Annotated in this window: 14 protein-coding genes and 2 pseudogenes; 2 read left to right on the top strand and 14 right to left on the bottom strand. The window is 67.2% G+C overall.

Features of this window, described 5'->3' with window-relative positions; all coding sequences use genetic code 11:
- On the top strand, positions 1–898 hold an 898-nt coding region (locus ACR2MZ_RS07540), incomplete at its 5' end, for a helix-turn-helix transcriptional regulator (RefSeq protein ID WP_434004448.1).
- 587 nt (positions 899–1485) lie between these two features.
- Here the strand turns inward: ACR2MZ_RS07540 and rny are convergent.
- From rny to ACR2MZ_RS07470, 14 genes and pseudogenes are all read right to left on the bottom strand, one after another.
- A complete protein-coding gene (rny, locus tag ACR2MZ_RS07535) occupies positions 1486–3039 on the bottom strand; it encodes a ribonuclease Y (RefSeq protein ID WP_434004447.1) in 1554 nt (517 codons plus the stop codon).
- 186 nt (positions 3040–3225) lie between these two features.
- Complete coding sequence (locus tag ACR2MZ_RS07530; RefSeq protein ID WP_434004446.1) at positions 3226–3645, bottom strand: regulatory protein RecX; 420 nt, start codon at positions 3643–3645, stop codon at positions 3226–3228.
- A gap of 52 nt (positions 3646–3697) precedes the next feature.
- The gene (gene recA / locus ACR2MZ_RS07525) at positions 3698–4747 is read right to left on the bottom strand and encodes a recombinase RecA (protein WP_434004445.1); all 1050 of its coding nucleotides are present in this window, start codon (positions 4745–4747) and stop codon (positions 3698–3700) included.
- Positions 4748–4908: 161 nt separating this feature from the next.
- Complete coding sequence (gene pgsA, locus ACR2MZ_RS07520) at positions 4909–5994, bottom strand: CDP-diacylglycerol--glycerol-3-phosphate 3-phosphatidyltransferase (protein WP_434004444.1); 1086 nt, start codon at positions 5992–5994, stop codon at positions 4909–4911.
- Between the two features lie 129 nt (positions 5995–6123).
- Positions 6124–8307 carry a DNA translocase FtsK gene (locus tag ACR2MZ_RS07515; protein ID WP_434004443.1) on the bottom strand — a complete coding sequence of 728 codons (2184 nt, stop codon included), beginning with the start codon at positions 8305–8307 and terminating at the stop codon, positions 6124–6126.
- Positions 8308–8472: 165 nt separating this feature from the next.
- Positions 8473–10119 (bottom strand): ribonuclease J, encoded by a 1647-nt coding sequence (locus ACR2MZ_RS07510; RefSeq protein WP_434004442.1) that lies wholly within the window; start codon positions 10117–10119, stop codon positions 8473–8475.
- A 9-nt stretch (positions 10120–10128) separates the two neighbouring features.
- The gene (locus ACR2MZ_RS07505; protein ID WP_434004449.1) at positions 10129–10767 is read right to left on the bottom strand and encodes a uracil-DNA glycosylase; all 639 of its coding nucleotides are present in this window, start codon (positions 10765–10767) and stop codon (positions 10129–10131) included.
- A gap of 35 nt (positions 10768–10802) precedes the next feature.
- Positions 10803–11705, bottom strand: a complete 903-nt coding sequence (gene dapA, locus ACR2MZ_RS07500) for a 4-hydroxy-tetrahydrodipicolinate synthase (protein WP_434004441.1) — start codon at positions 11703–11705, stop codon at positions 10803–10805.
- Between the two features lie 3 nt (positions 11706–11708).
- Complete coding sequence (locus ACR2MZ_RS07495; RefSeq protein ID WP_434004440.1) at positions 11709–12731, bottom strand: aspartate-semialdehyde dehydrogenase; 1023 nt, start codon at positions 12729–12731, stop codon at positions 11709–11711.
- Positions 12732–12821: 90 nt separating this feature from the next.
- Positions 12822–13568 carry a 4-hydroxy-tetrahydrodipicolinate reductase gene (dapB, locus tag ACR2MZ_RS07490; protein WP_434004439.1) on the bottom strand — a complete coding sequence of 249 codons (747 nt, stop codon included), beginning with the start codon at positions 13566–13568 and terminating at the stop codon, positions 12822–12824.
- Positions 13569–13575: 7 nt separating this feature from the next.
- Positions 13576–15746, bottom strand: a pseudogene (locus ACR2MZ_RS07485) (polyribonucleotide nucleotidyltransferase).
- A gap of 195 nt (positions 15747–15941) precedes the next feature.
- The gene (gene rpsO / locus ACR2MZ_RS07480) at positions 15942–16211 is read right to left on the bottom strand and encodes a 30S ribosomal protein S15 (RefSeq protein ID WP_434004438.1); all 270 of its coding nucleotides are present in this window, start codon (positions 16209–16211) and stop codon (positions 15942–15944) included.
- A 35-nt stretch (positions 16212–16246) separates the two neighbouring features.
- Complete coding sequence (locus tag ACR2MZ_RS07475) at positions 16247–17356, bottom strand: sugar ABC transporter permease (protein WP_434004437.1); 1110 nt, start codon at positions 17354–17356, stop codon at positions 16247–16249.
- Between the two features lie 110 nt (positions 17357–17466).
- Positions 17467–18255: an ATP-binding cassette domain-containing protein gene (locus tag ACR2MZ_RS07470; protein ID WP_434004436.1), complete on the bottom strand. Its 789-nt coding sequence runs from the start codon at positions 18253–18255 to the stop codon at positions 17467–17469.
- Positions 18256–18373: 118 nt separating this feature from the next.
- On the opposite strand from ACR2MZ_RS07470, the pseudogene ACR2MZ_RS07465 reads away from it, so the two are divergent.
- Positions 18374–18496: pseudogene (locus tag ACR2MZ_RS07465) on the top strand (ABC transporter substrate-binding protein); the annotation flags it as partial.

The raw sequence follows: 18496 nt of genomic DNA, 5'->3' as shown, positions 1-18496 counted from the left end.
GCTCGACACCATGCGCGATCTAGCAGAGGAGGGCTTCGACCACACCGCGGCGACATCGCTGCGCATCAACCTCGCCCTCGCCCGCGGCGACGTCGCCCCCGCGCTCGCCGCCGCCCGCGACGTGATCGCCACCGATCAACTGCCGTCACACAACTGCGACCTCGCCACCGCCACCGGAGCGGCCTACGCCTGGGCCGGACAGGCTGACGACGCCCGACGCATCCTGCGCTACTCCGCGGAACGCGCCGTCGCCGAACAATTCCCGGCAGCGCACGTCCTGGCGCTCGTGCACCTGGCCATCGTGGAGCTCGACGACGGCGCCTCAGCACGTGCCCAGACGGCTGCGTGCACCGCGGCCGACACCGCACGCGATGTCGGGCTGGGCGCCTATCACGGGGTGGCCACGGCCTATGCGGTCCGCGCTCGTACCACGGCGGACCCAGCTCGTGCGCACGCCGACGCACTGCTCGCCGTGAGCCTGGCCAAGCGGGCCTCCACCGATCTCGCGCTCGGCTACGTCCTAGCCGTCTGCGGAGACACGCTGACCGACCTGGGCGACCCGGCAGGCCTGCCGCTGATCACCGAAGCCCGCTCCGTCCTCGGCCAGTGCCCGGACCCCGGTATAGCCGGTCGCTACCTGAGCCGTACCGAATCCCGCCACGGCGTTGCCGAGCGGAGCCGCACTCCTGTCGCCGCGCTCGTCGAACACCTGACCGAGCGGGAGCTCGCCGTGCTGCGGTACCTACCCGCCTCTGAGATGTCGCAACGCGACATCGCGTCGGAGCTGTACTTGTCCCTCAATGCCGTCAAGACCCACTGCAAGGCGATCTACCACAAGCTCGGAGTCGTCGACCGCAAGGCCGCCGTCCAGGCCGCACGCGACGTGCACCTCCTCTGAGCGGCGCCGCGTCGGCAGTGCGATGCCACACCCGGCGCGACTCGCAGAACATGGCGACGCTGATCAGCCGCCGGAGTAGCGGATCATGAAATCGCGATCGGTGTTTCGGCCGCCCTCAGGGTCTCGCGCGGCGTCGGCTTCCTGGCTCTCCACCGTGTCCTACAACCGGACGGGGTCGGGCAGGTGCTTGAAACGTTGCGCACAGGACTCTGGGTCAGTGGTGGAGTCTGGTTCCGGGTCGTATTCGCCTTTGCGCGGAGTATCCACCCCACGTCCTAAATGCTGTGCGTCGAGCCGAGTGGCATGGTCGGTGCGGCGATAAAGCCGTCCACCGAGACGCCCATCGAGTAGATCAGCATGGCTTCAAGCTCATCTCACCGGAGCGACGGACGATGATCGCGGTGAAGTTCACCATTGAGTTGAACATTGGGCTCTCCTTCCTCCTGCAAGGCTGCTCTGCCACAGCCAGTGACCGATCGCGAGACGAAAACTCATCGCGTGGGCAGTCCAAGCGATCGACAAAAAAGGGAGCCCCGGCGAGGGCTCCCTTCTTGACTGGTTGAATCAAGGCGCTCGAACTGATTGCGTTACTTGGCGTACTCGGTGGCGCGCGTCTCGCGCACCACTGTCACCCGAATCTGGCCCGGATAGCTGAGCTCGCTCTCGATGCGCTTGGCGATGTCGCGGGCCATGTGCTGGGCGTTCGCGTCGTCGATCTGCTCCGGCCTGACGATGATTCGCACCTCGCGGCCGGCCTGAATGGCGAACGACTGCTGCACTCCGCGAAAGGAGTTGGCGATCTCCTCCAGCTTCTCCAGCCGCTTCACGTAAGCGTCGAGGGTTTCTCGGCGCGCCCCCGGCCGGGCGGCAGATATTGCATCCGCCGCGATCAGCAGCTGGGCCTCCAGGCTGTGAGGCTCCTCGTCGTAGTGGTGGGCCCTGACGGCATGTACAACCGCCGCCGGGACCCCGTGCCGCTGAATCAGGTCGGCCCCGATCACAGCATGCGAGCCCTCGATCTCGTGATCGATGGCCTTGCCGATGTCGTGGAGCAAGCCCGCCATCTTGGCCAGCTTGACGTCGGCACCGATCTCCGCCGCCATCATGGCGGCAAGGTGGGCGACCTCCTTGGAGTGGTTCAGAACCTGCTGCCCGTAGCTGGTTCGAAAGCGGAGCATGCCCAGGTGTCTCACGATCTCGGGGTGCAGACCCTGCATCCCGATCTCCAGCACGGCCGCCTCGCCTTCCTCCTTCACCCGCTGATCGACCTCGACCTTGGCTTTGGCCACCACCTCTTCGATTCGGGCCGGGTGGATCCGGCCGTCCACGATGAGCTTGTTGAGAGCCGTCCGCGCCACCTCGCGGCGGATCGGATTGAAGCCGCTCAACACTATGGCTTCAGGCGTGTCGTCGATGATGAAGTCGATTCCTGTCGCTTGTTGAAGAGCACGGATGTTGCGCCCTTCGCGGCCGATGATGCGGCCCTTGATCTCTTCGTTCGGCAGCGGCAGCACCGAAACCGACGACTCCGCCGTCTGGTCCGCCGCTATCCGCTGGATCGCTTCGGTCACAACCACTCTTGCGCGCCGATCAGAATCGTCGCGAGCGGCCAATTCGGCGTCCCGCACGCGCCGTGCTGTCTCATTGCGCAGCTCCTGCTCGACGCGGTCGAGCACTACTGCCTGCGCTTCCTGCCGGGAAAGGCCAGCCACCCGCTCCAGCTCCACCAGCTGCTGCCTGGTAGCCGCTTCCAGTTCCGCCCTCGCGTCGTCAAGGGCGTGCTCCTTATCGGAGATCCTCTGCTCCCTTCGCTCCACCTCATCGAGGCGGCGCTCCAGGTTCTCCTCCTTCTGATGCAGGCGGCGCTGCTCCTGCTGGGCCTGAGCCCTGATCTCGCGCGCCTCCTGCTCCGAGGCGGTTCGGATCCGCACGGCCTCTTCCTTGGCTTCGAGCAAACGCGCCTTGACGTCGTTCTCCGCCTCGGCCTGCCTCTGCTGAAGTGCCTTCGTGCGCGCCTCGTAGTCGACGAGGTCCGCCTGCTCCTTCGTCCTGAAGCCTGCCCGCTGGAGGAGGTACACGATGCCTCCCGCCAGGACCGCTGTGATCACCACCGCCAAGAACAAAACGATGTAGGTAGACATTGGCTTGGTTCACCTCTTGGTTTATTCGGTTGTAAAGGTGCTGATCCCCCAGCGGGGCGAAGCCCTGGGGTCAGAACAGATACAGAACTCACATCCAGATGTCTGGATGTCTAAACCAAATATTCTAAGCGGCGCGCGGCCAACCGGCGGCGCGCAAGCGCTGAAGGACCGGCGGCTGGGCCCGCTTCAGGCGCCGGCGTTCTCGTCCGTTGAGCGCTCGGCCAGGAGTCGGCGAACCTGCCAGGGGGCGAAACCCCGCCTCTGGAGCCGCCCGGCGAGGCGCCGCTGCTGCAAGCCCGGCTCCGACTCGATCAGATGACGCGCGGCGGCCGCCTCGACTTGCTCACTCAACTCGGCCAGCGCTTGCGCCGTCACCTCGCGCGAGATGCCCAGCGAGATCAGCTCCTGCGCGATGAGAGCGCGACCGCGGGCCTGCGAGCGGCGGCGGACCAAGCTTCGAGCCACCTCCAGGTCATCCAGGTACCCTGACCCCCGAAGCTGAGCCAGAGCGGCTTCCACGTCCTCCGCCACGCACCCGCGCCGCAACAACTTGCGGCGCAGTTCCTCCTCCCCGTGCGCTCTCAAGGCCAGCAGCCGGACGGCCACCTCCTGGGGATCAGGCGCTGGGGGCGAGGCCCGGGACGCCCCGCGTGAAGGCCTAGGCTGGGGCGACTGTCGCCTCCGCTGTCCGGATGGCGGCCGAGGTCCGCAGCGGCGCTGAGACCTGAGTGGCCGCCTTCTCCCGCACCTTCGCGTCCATCTCACTGGAGAGCGTGGGGTTCTCGCGCAAATAGTTGCGCACGTTCTCGCGGCCCTGGCCCAAGCGGGCCTCGCCGTAGGACATCCAGGTGCCGCTCTTCTCGATGATCCCGTACTCGACTGCCGCGTCGATGAGGGCGCCTTCCCGCGAGATGCCTTCGTTGAAGAGGATGTCGAACTCGGCCAGCCGGAAAGGCGGGGCGACCTTGTTCTTGACCACCTTGACCTTGACCCGGTTGCCAATGCTGTCCAGACCGCTCTTGATCGACTCCACCCGGCGGATGTCCAGCCGGATCGAGGAGTAGAACTTCAGCGCCCGGCCGCCCGGCTGGGTCTCCGGGTTGCCGAACATGATGCCTACCTTTTCCCGCAGCTGGTTCAGGAAGATGACAGTGCAGTTCGACTTCGAGATGGCGGCTGTCAGCTTGCGCAGCGCCTGCGACATGAGCCGCGCCTGCAGGCCGACATGGCTGTCACCCATCTCGCCCTCGATCTCAGCTTTGGGCACCAGGGCTGCCACTGAGTCGATGACTATCACGTCGACAGCTCCGCTCCTGACCAGCACCTCGACGATCTCCAAGGCTTGCTCACCGGTGTCGGGCTGACTGATCAGCAGCTCGTCGATGTTGACCCCGATGCGCGAGGCGTAGAGCGGGTCAAGCGCATGCTCGGCATCGACGAAGGCGGCTGTGCCCCCCTGCTTCTGCGCCTCTGCCACAACATGGAGTGCGACTGTGGTCTTGCCGGCCGATTCCGGGCCGTAGATCTCCACCACCCGGCCTCGAGGCATGCCGCCGACGCCGAGCGCCAGATCCAGGGGAAGGGCGCCAGTGGGGATGACCGAGACGTCACGCCCTTCGTGGACCTCGCCCAGCTTCATGATGGCGCCCTTGCCATAGCTGCGCTCGATCTGCTGGATGGCTGTGCCGAGGGCTTTTTCCTTTTCCATGCTGGGGCGGTCCTCCTGTGCTGATGTTGGGTTCATTGTCGGTGGCTGCGAAAAGTTCGGGGTGAAGTCTGGGTTGCCGCCGCGCCCGCGTCAAAGATCTTTACAGGTGGCTGATGATCGTTCATGATACGAACAGGCGTTCGGAAATTGCAAGGGCACCTCTATGTGCTGGCAGTGCTCGGCCCCTCCTGGAGCCGGCGGAGCAGGAGTTCCAAAGCCTCCGACACCGCCTGCCGGCGATTCCGCCAGCGGTCCCCCGCGAATTGGAAAGACCGCCCTTCCCCGCCGCGTTGGTCGGCCAGCCAGATGTAGGTGAGCCCAACCGGCTTGCCCGTGCCGTCCGACTCGGGCCCGGCGAGACCTGTGATGGCGACGCCCAGATCGGCTGCCAGCTGCCGCCGCACGCTTTCCGCCATCGCCTGAGCAACCTCTGCGCTGACCGGACCAGGATCCTCCAGCAGCCTGCCGGGCACCTGCAGCAGATGCTCTTTGACCTCATTGGTGTAGGAGACGATGCCTCCTTTGAAAAAGTCGCTGCTGCCTGGGGAGTCAGTGAAGGTGGCTGCCAGCAGACCACCTGTGCAGGACTCGGCGACCGCCAGCTTCCAGTCCTGCTTGGCGAGCAGCTCATGAATGGTGACGACCCGGGGGTCGACCTGCTGCCCTGCGCTGGGAGCGCCGCCGCCGGGAACGGCTTCTGGTCGCGCCCGGAAATGCGGCCGCAGGACCACGTGCCGGAAGCGCCAGAGGTAGTCCATTCCACTCGCCACTGTGAAGACGACCGCGAAGGCGACGGCCGCCAGCGCCAGCCAGCGCAGCTGCGGGTAGGGCCGCTGCAGGATCAGCAGCAGCACTGCCAGGACCTGCGAGATTGTCTTCGTCTTTCCGAACGGCGTGGCCGAAATGACATGCCCCTGGCTGGCTGAGAGGGAGCGCAGGACGGTGATCAAGAGCTCACGGCTGAAGATCACCATCACCACCCAAACGCTCAGCTCGCCTTCTTGAACCAGGACTATCAGAACGGAGAGAATGAACAGCTTGTCCGCCAGCGGGTCGAGAAACTTGCCCAGTTCGGTGACCTGATTGCGGCTGCGCGCGAGATTCCCGTCCAGCGTGTCTGTGAGCGAAGCGAGTACGAACAGCGCGGCGGCAGCCTGATCGTGATACGGAAAGCGCAGCATGAGCAGCGCCATGAGCAGCGGGATTGTCGCCAGGCGCGCCAGGGTGAGCAGGTTAGGCAGGTTCACCGATTCCGACTCTAGTCGACAGCAACCGCCAAACGCAGAGCCTCGGGCCGCCCGCGCGGGCGGGGCGCCCTCGAGCGGCTGACGCCGGGCCTGACCGGCCGCCGGCAGCGGTCGCGACCGGCCGCCGGCTCAGCCCTCCAGACCAATGCGTTCCAGCAGTTCGTCCACATCGGGCAGGTTCATCAGAACCTCGCGCGACTTGCTCCCCTGATAGGCCCCGATCACGCGGTGCTCGGCCAGCTGATCGACTATCCGGCCGGCCCGCGAATAGCCGACGTTGAATTTGCGCTGAACCAGGGAGACGGAGGCTCCACCCTCGGCGGCGACCGCCCGGGCCGCCCGCGCGAACAGCGGGTCAAGACGCCGGCCGGACTCGCCCTCGCCTGGAAGAGGTGGCGCCGCTCCCCCCTCCAGGACCTCCTCGATGAATCGGGGCTCACCCTGGGCCTGCCAGAAGCCGATGACGCTCTCCAGCTCCTGATCGGAGAGGAAGGCGCCCTGGATCCGCGTCGGCTTGCCGGCGTCAACAGGCTGGTAGAGCATGTCCCCGCGGCCGAGCAGCTTTTCGGCGCCGACCGAGTCCAGGATGACCCTGCTGTCCACCTGCGAGCTCACCGCAAAGGCGATCCTCGAGGGCACGTTGGCCTTGATCAGGCCGGTGATGATGTCGGTGGAGGGGCGCTGCGTGGCGATGATTAGGTGGATGCCGACCGCCCGGGCCAGCTGAGCGATCCGGCAGATCAGCTCCTCGATCTCTCCCGCCGCCACCATCATGAGGTCGGCCAGCTCGTCGATGACTATCACCACGTAGGGAAGCGGGCGGGCATGCTGCTGCGCTGCCCTGTCGTTATAGGCGCCGATGTTGCGCATGCCCTGGGCGGAGAGCAGCTTGTAGCGGCGGTCCATCTCGGCCACCGCCCAGCGCAGGGCAGCGGCGGCCTGGTGCGATTCGACGATGACCGGCACCGCCAGATGAGGCAGCCCGTTGTAACCGGAGAGCTCAACCCGCTTGGGATCAATCATCACGAGCCGTAGGCGCTCGGGCGTGCAGCGCAGCAGGAGGCTGGTGATCAAAACATTGATGCAGACGCTCTTTCCCTGGCCGGTGGCGCCCGCGATGAGCAGGTGGGGCAATCGGGTCAGGTCGCCGGTGATCGGCTGGCCGGAGACGTCGTTGCCCAGGGCCAGGGCCATCTGGTGGGAGCCGGCCGCGAAAGCGGGCGACTCGACCACCTCCCGGAGGGAGACCAGCGAAGCGGAGCGGTTGGGCACTTCCAGTCCGACTGCGGATTTGCCAGGGATCGGCGCCTCGATCCGGAGAGGGGCTGCCGCCAACGCCAGTGAGAGGTCGTTCTGGAGAGCGACTATGCGCTTTACCGCGACGCCGGCGGCCGGCTGCAGCTCGTACTGGGTGACCGCAGGGCCGGAGTTCACTCCTATCACGCGCGCCTGGACGCCGAAGGTGGCCAGTGTGCCCTCGATCAGGCGGACGTTCCGCTTGATCTCTTCCTGCATGCGTTCCTTGCGCGCCACGAGAGTGTCCAAGAGCGTGAGCGGTGGCAATTTCCAATCAATCTCCGGCAGCTCGTCCTCCGGTTCGGCCACCACGCGCAAGGCCAGCGGTTCGCCGGCCCTTTCCTGTCCGGGCTGAACGAATGGTGGGCCTGGCAAAGTGGCGGCCGCGCCGGTGGCAGCGGGGCGCCAGTCTGCCTCCGGCAGAGGCCGGAGAATCTCCTCGAGGTTCGGCTCGGCCGCCGTCACCAGCGCTGGCGTCGTAGCCTTCTTGGGCGCCCGTTTGGCAGCGGCTTGGGACCGGGCGACCAGCTCTTCCAGCCGCCTGCGCTCGGCGTAGGCGCGCCGGCCGCCACGAGCCGCCGCGAGCATGATGTTGCCGGGGCTGAGGCGAAAGGCGAGGACCAAGCCGAGCAGAAGCGCCAGCAGCAGCAGCAGAAGAGCGCCCGGACCGCCTCCAAGGCTGCTCAGCGGCCGCTCGATCAGCCGGCCCGCCGCTCCCCCGGCCGGTGCCGAAGCAAGGCTGAGTAGACCCAGGCAGGCCAGGGCCGCCGCCCCGGCTGCCAGCGGCGGCAGCGGCCCGACCGGCGGTGGGTGAGGCCAGATCAGGTAGACGCTCAAGGCGAGCAAGCCCACTGTGGGCAGGAGCCAGCCGTAACCGAAGCCGGCGAAGAGCAGGTGGCGCAGGTTGGTGAGCACAGGGCCGCCCGCATAGACCATGGCGAGCAGGCTCAACAGGCCCAAAAAGAGGAGGAGGATGCCGCTGCCTTCGCGAATCTGCGCAGGCGTGAGCTGGGGCATTCGCCGCGCGCCGAAGCCACCGCGGGGACGGGCCGAGCGGTTGGTCCTCGAACCAAGGCGTGGGCGTGAAGTACGAGCTGTGCTGCGACGCATGGAGAAACCTGGAGGATCTGCCCTCAGCGCGGATTATAGGCTTCGCTCGCCCCCCCTGGGGCTCAGGCTTGGCTAGACCTCGGTGACCAGCGGCACGACCATGGGCCGGCGCCCTGTCTTTTTCCAGAGCAGCTGCGAGACGGCGTCATGGACCGCCTCCTGCAGCAACGAGCGGTCAGGCCGCCGCCCGGCCCGCGCGACGGCGGCCGCCACCGCCCGAGTTGCCTCCTCCTGCAGGTCGGCTTCAGCGCCACTGGCGATGAAGCCGCGCGAGGTTACCTCGGGGCCCAGCCGGATGGCACCGGTGTCTCGGTCGACTCCCACAGTGGCCACGACCAGGCCGTCGGCGGCCAGGTGCTGGCGGTCGCGGAGGACCGCCTGGCCGACATCGCCGATGCCCAGGCCGTCCACGTAAACCAAACCCGACACGTTGTCGGCTGTCTTCTTCAACCCTTCCGGGGTGACCTCGATGACATTCCCGTCCTCGGCCAGGAAGACTCGCTCCTTGGGGATGCCTGCGGCAACCGCCAGCTCCGCGTGGTGGTGGAGCTGGCGATACTCACCGTGGACCGGCACGAAGAACCGCGGCCGAACCAGCTCGATCAGTTGGCGCAGCTCGTCGCGATAGGCATGACCGGAGACGTGAACGTGGCCCAGCTCGGAGTAGAAGACGCGCTCGGCGCCGTTGCGGTACAGGTTGTTGATCGTCCGGTTGACCAGTCGCTCGTTGCCGGGTATGGGCCGCGCCGACAGGATCACCCAGTCGCCGGCCCTGACGTTGACGACTGGGTGCTTCTGCGCTGCGAAACGCGCCAGAGCGGAAAGGGGCTCGCCCTGGCTGCCGGCGGTGAGCAGTACGAGTCGCGGATCGTCGCCGGCCTTCTCCAGCTTGACAGTCAGGTTCTCCGGCACCTCGAGATAGCCGAGCTCTCGCGCCACCTGGAAGGCGTTGCGCAGACTGCGGCCGGCCACCGCCACCCGCCGGCCGTGCTCGGCCGCCAGCCGGACAGCCAGCTGGATCCGATGGATGTTGGAGGCGAAGGAGGCGACCACAATCCGGCCGGGGGCTTCAGTGAAGATCCGCTCGAACTCGGGCACCAGATCCCGCTCGGAGCCGCTGTGGCCCTCTCGCTCGGCGTTGGTGGAGTCGCTGAGCATCAGCAGCACGCCCTGCTCGCCCAAGCGGCGGAACCGCTCCAGGTCTGTGGCTCGGCCGTAGGGCGGGTCCGCCTCCAGCTTGAAGTCGCTCGTGTAGAGCAGCCGGCCGATGGGGGTCTCGATGATCAGGGCCGCGGCGTCCGGGATGCTGTGGCTGACGGCCACCGTCTCGATGCTGAAGGGGCCGAGCCGGACCCGATCTCCGAGCCGGACTTCGCGGAGGTCGCTCTCGCGGAGAATGCGGTGCTCGCGGAGCCGCGATCTGGCCAGTCCCAACGTAAGCGGCGTGCCGAAGACGGGCACGTTGAGCCGCTTCAGGAGGAAGGGCAGACCGCCTATGTGGTCCTCGTGACCGTGGCTCAGGAAGATGCCGTGGACCTTCCGGCCGGCCTGCAGCAGGTAGCTCGGGTCGGGCAGGACCAGGTCCACGCCGGGCATCTCGTCCTGCCCGAACATGAGGCCGGCGTCGATGACTACCAGCTCCCTCTCCCACTCCAGCGCCCACATGTTGAGCCCTACCTCGCCCAGGCCGCCCAGCGGCACGTACTTCAAAGCAGGCAAGACAGGTCCTTAGAGCAGCCGCAGCTGAGCCGGTTCAGGGGAGCCGGCCGGCCGGGGCAACGGCGCTCCACTGGCCAGCGGGGGAGGGTCCGAGGGCGCCGACTCCGGGTTCTCCCCAGCGCGACTCGCGAGGCTGTCAAGATGTGCGCGGACCCGCTCGAAGTCTCGCTCCAGATCCACCAGCAGCGAGCCGTTGTGGAGGGCCGCCGCCGGGTGGTAGCAGGGCATGAAACCGACCCCCGAGCGCTCGAAGAACTGACCGTGCACTCGCGAGATAGAGCCGACGCCGGGCAGCATCTGCTGCAGCGCGTGCCGGCCGAGGATCAGAACCGCCTTGGGCCTCACCAGTTTGAACTGGCGACGCAGGTAGGGCAGGCAGGTCTCAGCCTCCAGGGGCAGGGGGTCGCGGTTCTGGGGCGGCCGGCACTTGACGACGTTGGTGATGAAGACCTGCGAGCGGTCCAGGCCGATTCGAGCCAGCAGCTTGTCCAACAGCTGTCCCGCGGCGCCGACGAAGGGCTTGCCCTGCAGGTCCTCGTTGAAGCCCGGCCCTTCCCCCACCACCATGATCTCGGCCGGCGCCGGCCCCGTTCCGGGGACAGCGTTGGTCCGCGTACTGTGCAGCTGGCAGAGCGTGCAGACCCGAATCTGGGCATGGAGCGCCTCCAGCCCTTCGGCTGCGATCAGCTGCTCAGCCCCGATGCGGTGGCGATCAGATCGCCGGCCCGCGCCACCGCCTCGCTCAGTCGGGCAGCGGCCGCGGCGTCCAGCGGGGTCAGAGGCAGCCGGAAGGGGCCGGCGGGAAAGCCCAGCTGGTTCATGGCTGTCTTGAGCGGGATGGGGTTGGCGGCGATGGTCATGAGGGCGTTGATGAGTGGCTGGAGCCGCTGAGCAAGCCCCGCCGCCTCAGCCGGACGCCCGCCGACATAGGCCTGGATCATTCGCTGGAAGGCTCGGCCGGCCAAATGCCCGCTGACCGAGATGACGCCGTAGCCGCCCACTGCCAGGAGCGGGAGTGTGAACCCGTCGTCGCCCGACCAGACCCGAAAGCTGTCCGAGGCTCCGGCACAGACCATCGTCATCTGCTCGATGTTCCCGCTCGCCTCTTTGACGCCGATGACGCCTGCCAGGGAGCCGCAGCGAAGCGTCGTCTCGGCTGTCATGTTGACCGCCGTCCGACCCTGGATGTTGTACATGATGACCGGCCCCACCTGGGCGATCGCCCGGAAGTGCTGGAACATGCCTTCCTGAGTCGGCTTGTTGTAGTAGGGCACGACTGCCAGCAGGGCGTCTGCCCCGGCCCCCATCGCCTGCTCGGACAGGTGGATCGAATGCCGCGTGTCGTTGGTCCCGGTCCCGGCCACGATCTGGGCAGCAGGGACCGCCTCCTTCACAGCTCGAACCAGCTGCAGCTTCTCAGCATCGCTGAGCGTCGGCGCCTCGCCTGTCGTCCCGGCCAGCACGAGGCCGTCGGACCCATCCCCGACGACGAGCCGGGCCAGGTCCTGAGCGGCTTCATAGTTGACTTCGCCGTCTTCGTGGAACGGCGTGAGCATGGCCGTCAGCAGCCTTCCGATCTCAGCCATGTCTCAGATAACTCCCAGCTCGCGGCCGCACTCGGCGACCTGGATCGCGTTCAGAGCGGCGCCCTTGCGCAAGTTGTCAGAGACCACCCAGAGCGCCAATCCGCGGCTGCCGGAGAGGTCGTTGCGGATGCGACCGACGTAGACCTCGTCCTTGCCGGCGACGCTGGCCGGGGTCGGATAGAGCTTGGCCGCGGGGTCGTCCTCAACTATCACGCCGGGCGCCGTGCCCAGCAGGGTTCGGGCCTCCTCAGCCGTCAGCATGCGCTCCGTATCCACGAAGACCGATTCAGCGTGCCCGATCGGAACCGGGACCCTGACGCAGGTGGCGGCGAGTGGAAGGTTGGGCTCGTGCAGGATTTTGCGGGTCTCGTGCGCCAGCTTCATCTCCTCCTCGTTGTACCCCTCGGGCTCGATCGGCCAGCCGCCCGGCACTACGTTGTAGGCCAGCTGCTGTGGATAGACGGTGGCAGCGGGCTGGCGACCCTCCGCGATAGCTCGCGTTTGGTCCTCCAACTCCATTACCAGCGCCCTGCCGGCGCCAGAAGCTGACTGATAGGTGGAAACGTGGACCCGAGCCAGGCCAGCTTCCCGCCGCAGCGGCTCCAGCACAACTGCCAGCGGTATGGCGCAGCAGTTCGGGTTGGCGACTATGCCCTCGGTCTGCCTCAAGTCCTCCGGGTTGACCTCGGGCACCACCAACGGCACGTTCTCCCTCAGCCGCCAAGCCGAGCTGTTGTCGACCACCAGTGCACCGGACTCGACGGCTGTCGGCGCGTAGATGAGCGAGATGTCGGAACCCGCGCTGAACAGCGCCAGGTCCACGCCCCTGAAGGAATCTTCTGCCAGGGGTTCGACCGGGACCTGGTGATCGCCGCAGCGCACTTCCAGCCCGGCCGAGCGCTCGCTGGCCAGAGCCTTGAGCCTGCTGATCGGAAAGCGGCGCTGGTCCAGAACCTTGAACATCTCCTGGCCGACTACACCTGTGGCGCCAACGACGGCGACAGTGAGCGCACGCGACGCTGCCATGAGCGCTAGAGTCTACAGCCGGTCCCGGAAGGGCGACCCAACCTTCGGAGCCGGTCTGGCGCTGTCACCGCTTCCGTCAGGCCCCCGAGGTTAGTGCCGCCGGTCTGAGAGGCCCAGAAGTTGCTCCAAGCCGCGGTAGAAGCGCTGTTCGGCAGCTATTTGGCGGACGGCGAGCAGCACTCCGGGACCATACGCATCGCGGCTGTAGACGCGGTGCCCGATGGTGAGGGTCTGGCCGGCCAGCCCGAAGAGGACCTCCTGCTCGGCCATCACTCCCGGCAGGCGTAGCGAGTGAACCCCCACTCCCCCCAACTCCCCTCCGCGCGCCTCCGGGAGCGCCACCTTCTCCGGTCGCCGGTAGCTGAACGAACCGGCCGCCGCCAGGCGCTTGGCAGTGGCCAGCGCAGTGCCCGAAGGAGCGTCGAGCTTGCGAGAGTCGTGGGTCTCCACCAGCTCGGCCGCTTCAAAGAAAGCAGCTGCTTGTTCGGCCAGCCACATCATCACCACTGCGCCCACCGCGAAGTTGGGGATGACGCCTCCACCCACGCGGGCTTCAGCGCAGCCAGCCTCCAGCTCCGCCACAGCGGCGTCGGAGAGACCGCTCGTTCCGATGAGAGGAGCCGCCCCCGCAGCCAGCGCTGCCTTGCCGTTGGCCAGGGCTGCGCCGGGCAGGCTGAAGTCGACCATCACCTCCGGTCGCCGCTCAGCCAGCCGTTCGGCCAGATCGTCCTCCCGGCCGCAGCCCCCGACATAGTCGACGTCAGCCGCCGCGTTGAGCGCGGACGCCACGGCGCTGCCGGCGCGGCCCCTGTGGCCGCTCAGCAGCACCTTGATCATGCCCTGCTCAGACCGGTCTTAGCGGCGCCGGTCGCCGCCCCGGCCGCCCCGGAAGCCGCCGCTGCGCTCCCTGGGTTCGTAGGTCTCCGCCGGACGGGCGAGAGCCTCGGCCATCCGCTCGCGGTCGATCTTCTCATCGATCGGCAGCCCCTCCCGGGTCAGCTCCTCGATGGCGGCCTGCCGGCTCAGGTTCAGCCGGCCCTGGCTGTCGATCTCGGACGCCTTGACCATGATCTCATCGCCCAGGTTTGCGACCTCCTCCACCCGCTCAACGCGGTGGTCGGTGAGCTTGGAGACGTGCACCAGCCCATCCTGGTTGGGCAGCACCTCGACAAAGGCGCCGAAGGGCATGATGCGAACCACCTTGCCCCGGTAGATCTTGCCCACCTCGACCTCGTCCGTCAGACCTTTGATCCAGTCGATCGCGCGCCGGGCTCCGTCCTGATCCGAGGAGGCGATGAAGACCCTGCCGTCGTCCTCGACGTCGATCTGGACGCCGGTCTCTTCGACAATCTTCCGGATCACCTTGCCGCCGGGACCGATGATGTCCCGGATCTTGTCAGGGTTGATCTGCAGCGTTGTGATTCGAGGTGAGTACTCGCTCATCTCCTTGCGCGGCTCGGGGATCACGTCAAGCATCTTCTGCAGCACGTGCAGCCGGGCGGCGCGGGCCTGCTCCAGGGCCTCGGCCATCATCTGCCGGGAAAGCCCTTTGATCTTGATGTCCATCTGCAGAGCGGTGATGCCGTCCTTGGTCCCCGCCACCTTGAAGTCCATATCACCCAGCGCGTCCTCGACCCCCTGGATGTCGGTCAGGATGGCGTAGCGACCCTCGCGGGTGACGAGGCCCATCGCGATGCCCGCCACCGGCGCCGTGAGGGGAACGCCGGCGTCCATGAGAGCCAGGGTGGAGCCACAGACCGATGCCATGGAGGTCGAGCCGTTGGAGGAAAGGATCTCCGAGACCAGCCGCATGGTGTAAGGCCAGTCATCCAGCGACGGAAGCACAGGCAGCAGCGCCCGCTCCGCCAGGGCGCCATGGCCGATCTCGCGCCGGCCAGGGCTGCGCAGCGGTTTCGCTTCGCCGACCGAATAGGGCGGCATGTTGTAGTGATGCATGTAGCGCTTGGAGACCTCGAGCCCCAGGCCGTCGATCTTCTGGGCGTCGCCCATGGTGCCCAGGGTCAGGATCGTCAGCGCCTGCGTCTGGCCGCGCCTGAACATGCCCGAACCATGAGTGCGAGGCAGGACCCCGACCTGGACGGTTATGTCGCGAACGTCCTTGGTGCCGCGGCCGTCCACCCGCACGCCTTCTTCGATCACCCGCTGGCGCACCCGGTCCTTCACCTTCTTCTCGAAGATCGCGTCCAGCTGGCCTGAGTCGTCAGGCCAGCGCTCGGCCAGCGCGGCCTTCGTGTCGGCCTTGAGAGTGGCCAGCTGCAGCTCCCGGTCGGCCTTGTCCGGGTTGTAACAGGCCTGGTCCAAGCGAGCCGCGATGAAGTCGCCGACCGCTTCCACCTGGGTCTGATCGAAGCTCGGCGAGGTGAACTCCCGCTTCGGCTTACCCACCTCAGCACGCAGCTCCTCGATCGCCTGGCAGATGACGCCGATGGCCTGGTGGGCCATCTCCAGCGCGTCGACAACTATCTGCTCGCTGACGCCCTTGGCGCCGGCCTCCACCATCAGGATGGCGTCCTTCGTGCCGGCCACGACCAGATCGAGCTCTGACCGATCCATATCGGTGAGCTTGGGATTGACCACCACCTGGCCGTCCAGGTAGCCCATGCGAACCGCTCCCACCGGACCCAGGAAGGGGATGTCGGAGATGGTCAGGGCGGCGGACGCGCCGTTGATCGCCAGCGTCGCGGGATCGTTCACCTGGTCGGTGGACAGAACGGTCGACATGACCTGCACGTCATGCCGGAAGCCGTCAGGAAACAGCGGCCGCAGCGGCCGGTCGGTCAGCCGTGAGTTGAGGATGGCCTGCTCGCTCGGTCGCCCCTCGCGGCGCATGAACGCCCCCGGGATCCGGCCGACCGCGTAGTGCTTCTCCTCGTAGTCACAGGTGAGCGGGAAGAAATCGATCCCCGGCCGCGGCTCTCGCGACATTGTCGCAGTGCTGAGGATGACTGTGTCGCCGTCCTTGATCAGGACCGCGCCGTTGGCCTGCTCGGCCATGGTGCCGGAGCTCAGGCTGAGCTTGCGCCCGGCCAGTTCAAATGATTTCGTGACTTCAGCCACGTTGTACCTCCATAGGGAGGTCAGGGACCTTGCAACCGGCTGCGACTTTTCGAGGAAACCCGCTGTCGCGGCAGGGTGCCAGGGGCCTGACCCCCAACAAATATTGGGGGCGGGTTCTTCCCGCCCGTTCTCCTATCGCCTGATACCCAACTTCGAGATCAGAGCGCGGTAGCGCTCGACGTCGTTATGGCTCAGGTAGTTGAGCAGGCGACGCCGCTTGCCGACCAGGAGAAGAAGCCCGCGCCGGGAGTGATGGTCCTTCTGATTGACCTTCAGGTGCTCAGTGAGCTGCTTGATGCGCTCTGAGAAGATGGCAACCTGAACCTCTGGCGAGCCTGTGTCTGAATCGTGGAGCTGATGCTCTCCGACAAGCCTTTCCTTAACTGCGCTATCTACTGCCAAACCGAAAGATCAGTCTACCGAATGGTTGGGGAGGTCTACGCCTTGCCTGACGCCTGCCGGCCGTGCCGGGCGACGCCGTCGATGGTCACCGCCGCGAGCAGAACTGCACCCGTGATGACGAACTTGATCGACGCCGGCAGTCCCAGCAGGTCCATCCCGTTCGAGATCGAGATGATCACCAACGCGCCGGTGACAGCCGACCAGACGGAGCCCCGGCCGCCGAACAGCGAGGTACCTCCTATCACGGCGGCTGCGATGACGTTCAGCAGCAGGTCCGAGCCGCCGGATGACTGATTGACCGCCAGCAGCCGGGAAGCGGCCAGAACCCCGCCGCACGCCGCCATGACGCCGGCCAGCGCGAAGACGGCGACGCGGATGCCGTTCACGGAGATGCCGGCGCGGCGTGCCGCCTCGGGGCTGCCGCCGACCGCCATGATGTAGCGCCCGAAGCGCGTGCGCCGAACCAGAAAGTCGAAGCCGGCGGCGAATCCGAGCAGGATGAGGAGGGCCAGGGGCACGCCGAGGTAGCCGTTCAGCACCAAAAGAGCCGCGGCGACCAGGATTACGAGAACTATCAGGCCCGCCAGCCAGGCGCCGATGGGACCGACGTCCAAGTCGGCGGCGCGGCGCCGGCGCCGGGTCAAGAGCCCGCTGCCGGCGAACGCCAGAATCACAATCACGCCCACCGCCCACCCGGCCCAATCGGGCAGATAGGTGCCCGCCAGCGCGTCGACGGTGTTATCTGTGAGGTTGAGCGTCCCGGTCGAGCCCAGGACCAGCAGCAGGGCGCCTTGCCACGCCAGCAGTCCCGCCAGCGTGACCACGAATGAGGGGATGCGCAGCCGGCTGAACCAGAAGCCCTGGACGAGTCCGATGGCGCCGCCCGCCGCAACGGCGCTCGCGATCGCGAGCCACGCCGGCACGCCATGCTTCACGTTCAGCACCGCCATGATGCCGGCGCAGAGCCCGCTGACCTGCCCCACCGAGAGATCGATCTCCCCCAGCAGGAGGACGAGAACTATGCCTACCGAGATGGTCCCGGTCGCCGCTGTCTGGGTCGCCAGGTTGGTGAGGTTGCGTGGCGTCAGGAAGTTGGGGTTCAGGAACCAGAAGACCGCCCAGATCAGGATGAGGCCGACGATCACCGGCAGGGAGCCGACGTCTCCTTCCCGTAGGCGGCGCACGCGGCTGGAGAGCCAGCCGCCAACGCCAGTCGGGGCCTCGGCGCCTGCAGGTTGGGGCTGAACTGCGGTGCTCAGGCCAGGTCCTCCGCGGGCGCGTCGCTCGCTCGCAGCTTGCCGAACTCGGCGCCCGTGATGGCGCCCACCACCTCCTCCCGGCTGGCCGCCTTGACATCGAACGTCGCCACTCGCCGGCCGAGGCGCATCACCACTATGCGATCGCACACCTCAAACACGTCGGCCATGTTATGGCTGATCACCACCACCCCCAGGCCCCGCTCGCGAAGGCGCAGGATCAGGTCCAGGACCTGGCGCGTCTGAGCGACGCCGAGGGCCGCGGTGGGCTCGTCGAGCAGAACTACCTTGGCGTCCCACATGACCGATCTGGCGACTGCCACCGACTGACGCTGGCCACCCGACAGCTCCGCCACAGGTGTGCGAACATGCGGGATCTTGACCGACAATCCGCGGAGCACGTCCCGCGCCCGCTTCTCCATCGGCTCTTCTTTGAGCACCGGCAGCCCGCCGCTATCCTCCCGGCCCAAGTAGAGGTTGTTGACGACGTCGAGGTTGTCGCAGAGCGCCAGGTCCTGGTAGACGGTCGACACACCAAGCTTGGTCACGTCGTTCGGCCCGTGCACATGCACAGCCTTGCCCTGGAAGCTGTAGGTGCCCTGGTCGGCCACGTTGATGCCGGCGATCGTCTTGACCAGGGTCGACTTGCCAGCGCCGTTGTCGCCGACCAAGCCCACTACCTCCTCCGCGTAGACCTCGAAGTCGACATCGGCCAGGGCCTGCACAGCGCCGAAGCGCTTGCTGATCCCCGCCAGCTGCAGGATGGGCGTACGGGTTGCCACCCCCATCGGGTGGCCCGTTTAGAAGTCGGGCGTGGGGGGGGGGGGGGGGGGGGGGGGGGGGGGGGGGGGGGGGGGGGGGGGGAGGGGGAAGCGGAGGGGGAGGGGGGCGGCGGGGGGGGGGGCGCAGCAGGCGCTGACGGCGCTGGGCAACAAGGTCGACGGCATCTATGCGGCCAACGACGGTACCGCCGGCGGGGCGATTGCGGCGATGAAGGCAGCTGGCATCAAGGCTCCTTTCCCGCCCGTT

Source organism: Candidatus Dormiibacter sp. (genome assembly GCF_050999135.1).
GTDB lineage: Bacteria > Chloroflexota > Dormibacteria > Dormibacterales > Dormibacteraceae > Dormiibacter > Dormiibacter spiritus.
The sequence above is the reverse complement of the archived record's forward strand: the minus strand, read 5'-3'. Positions and strand labels throughout refer to the sequence as shown.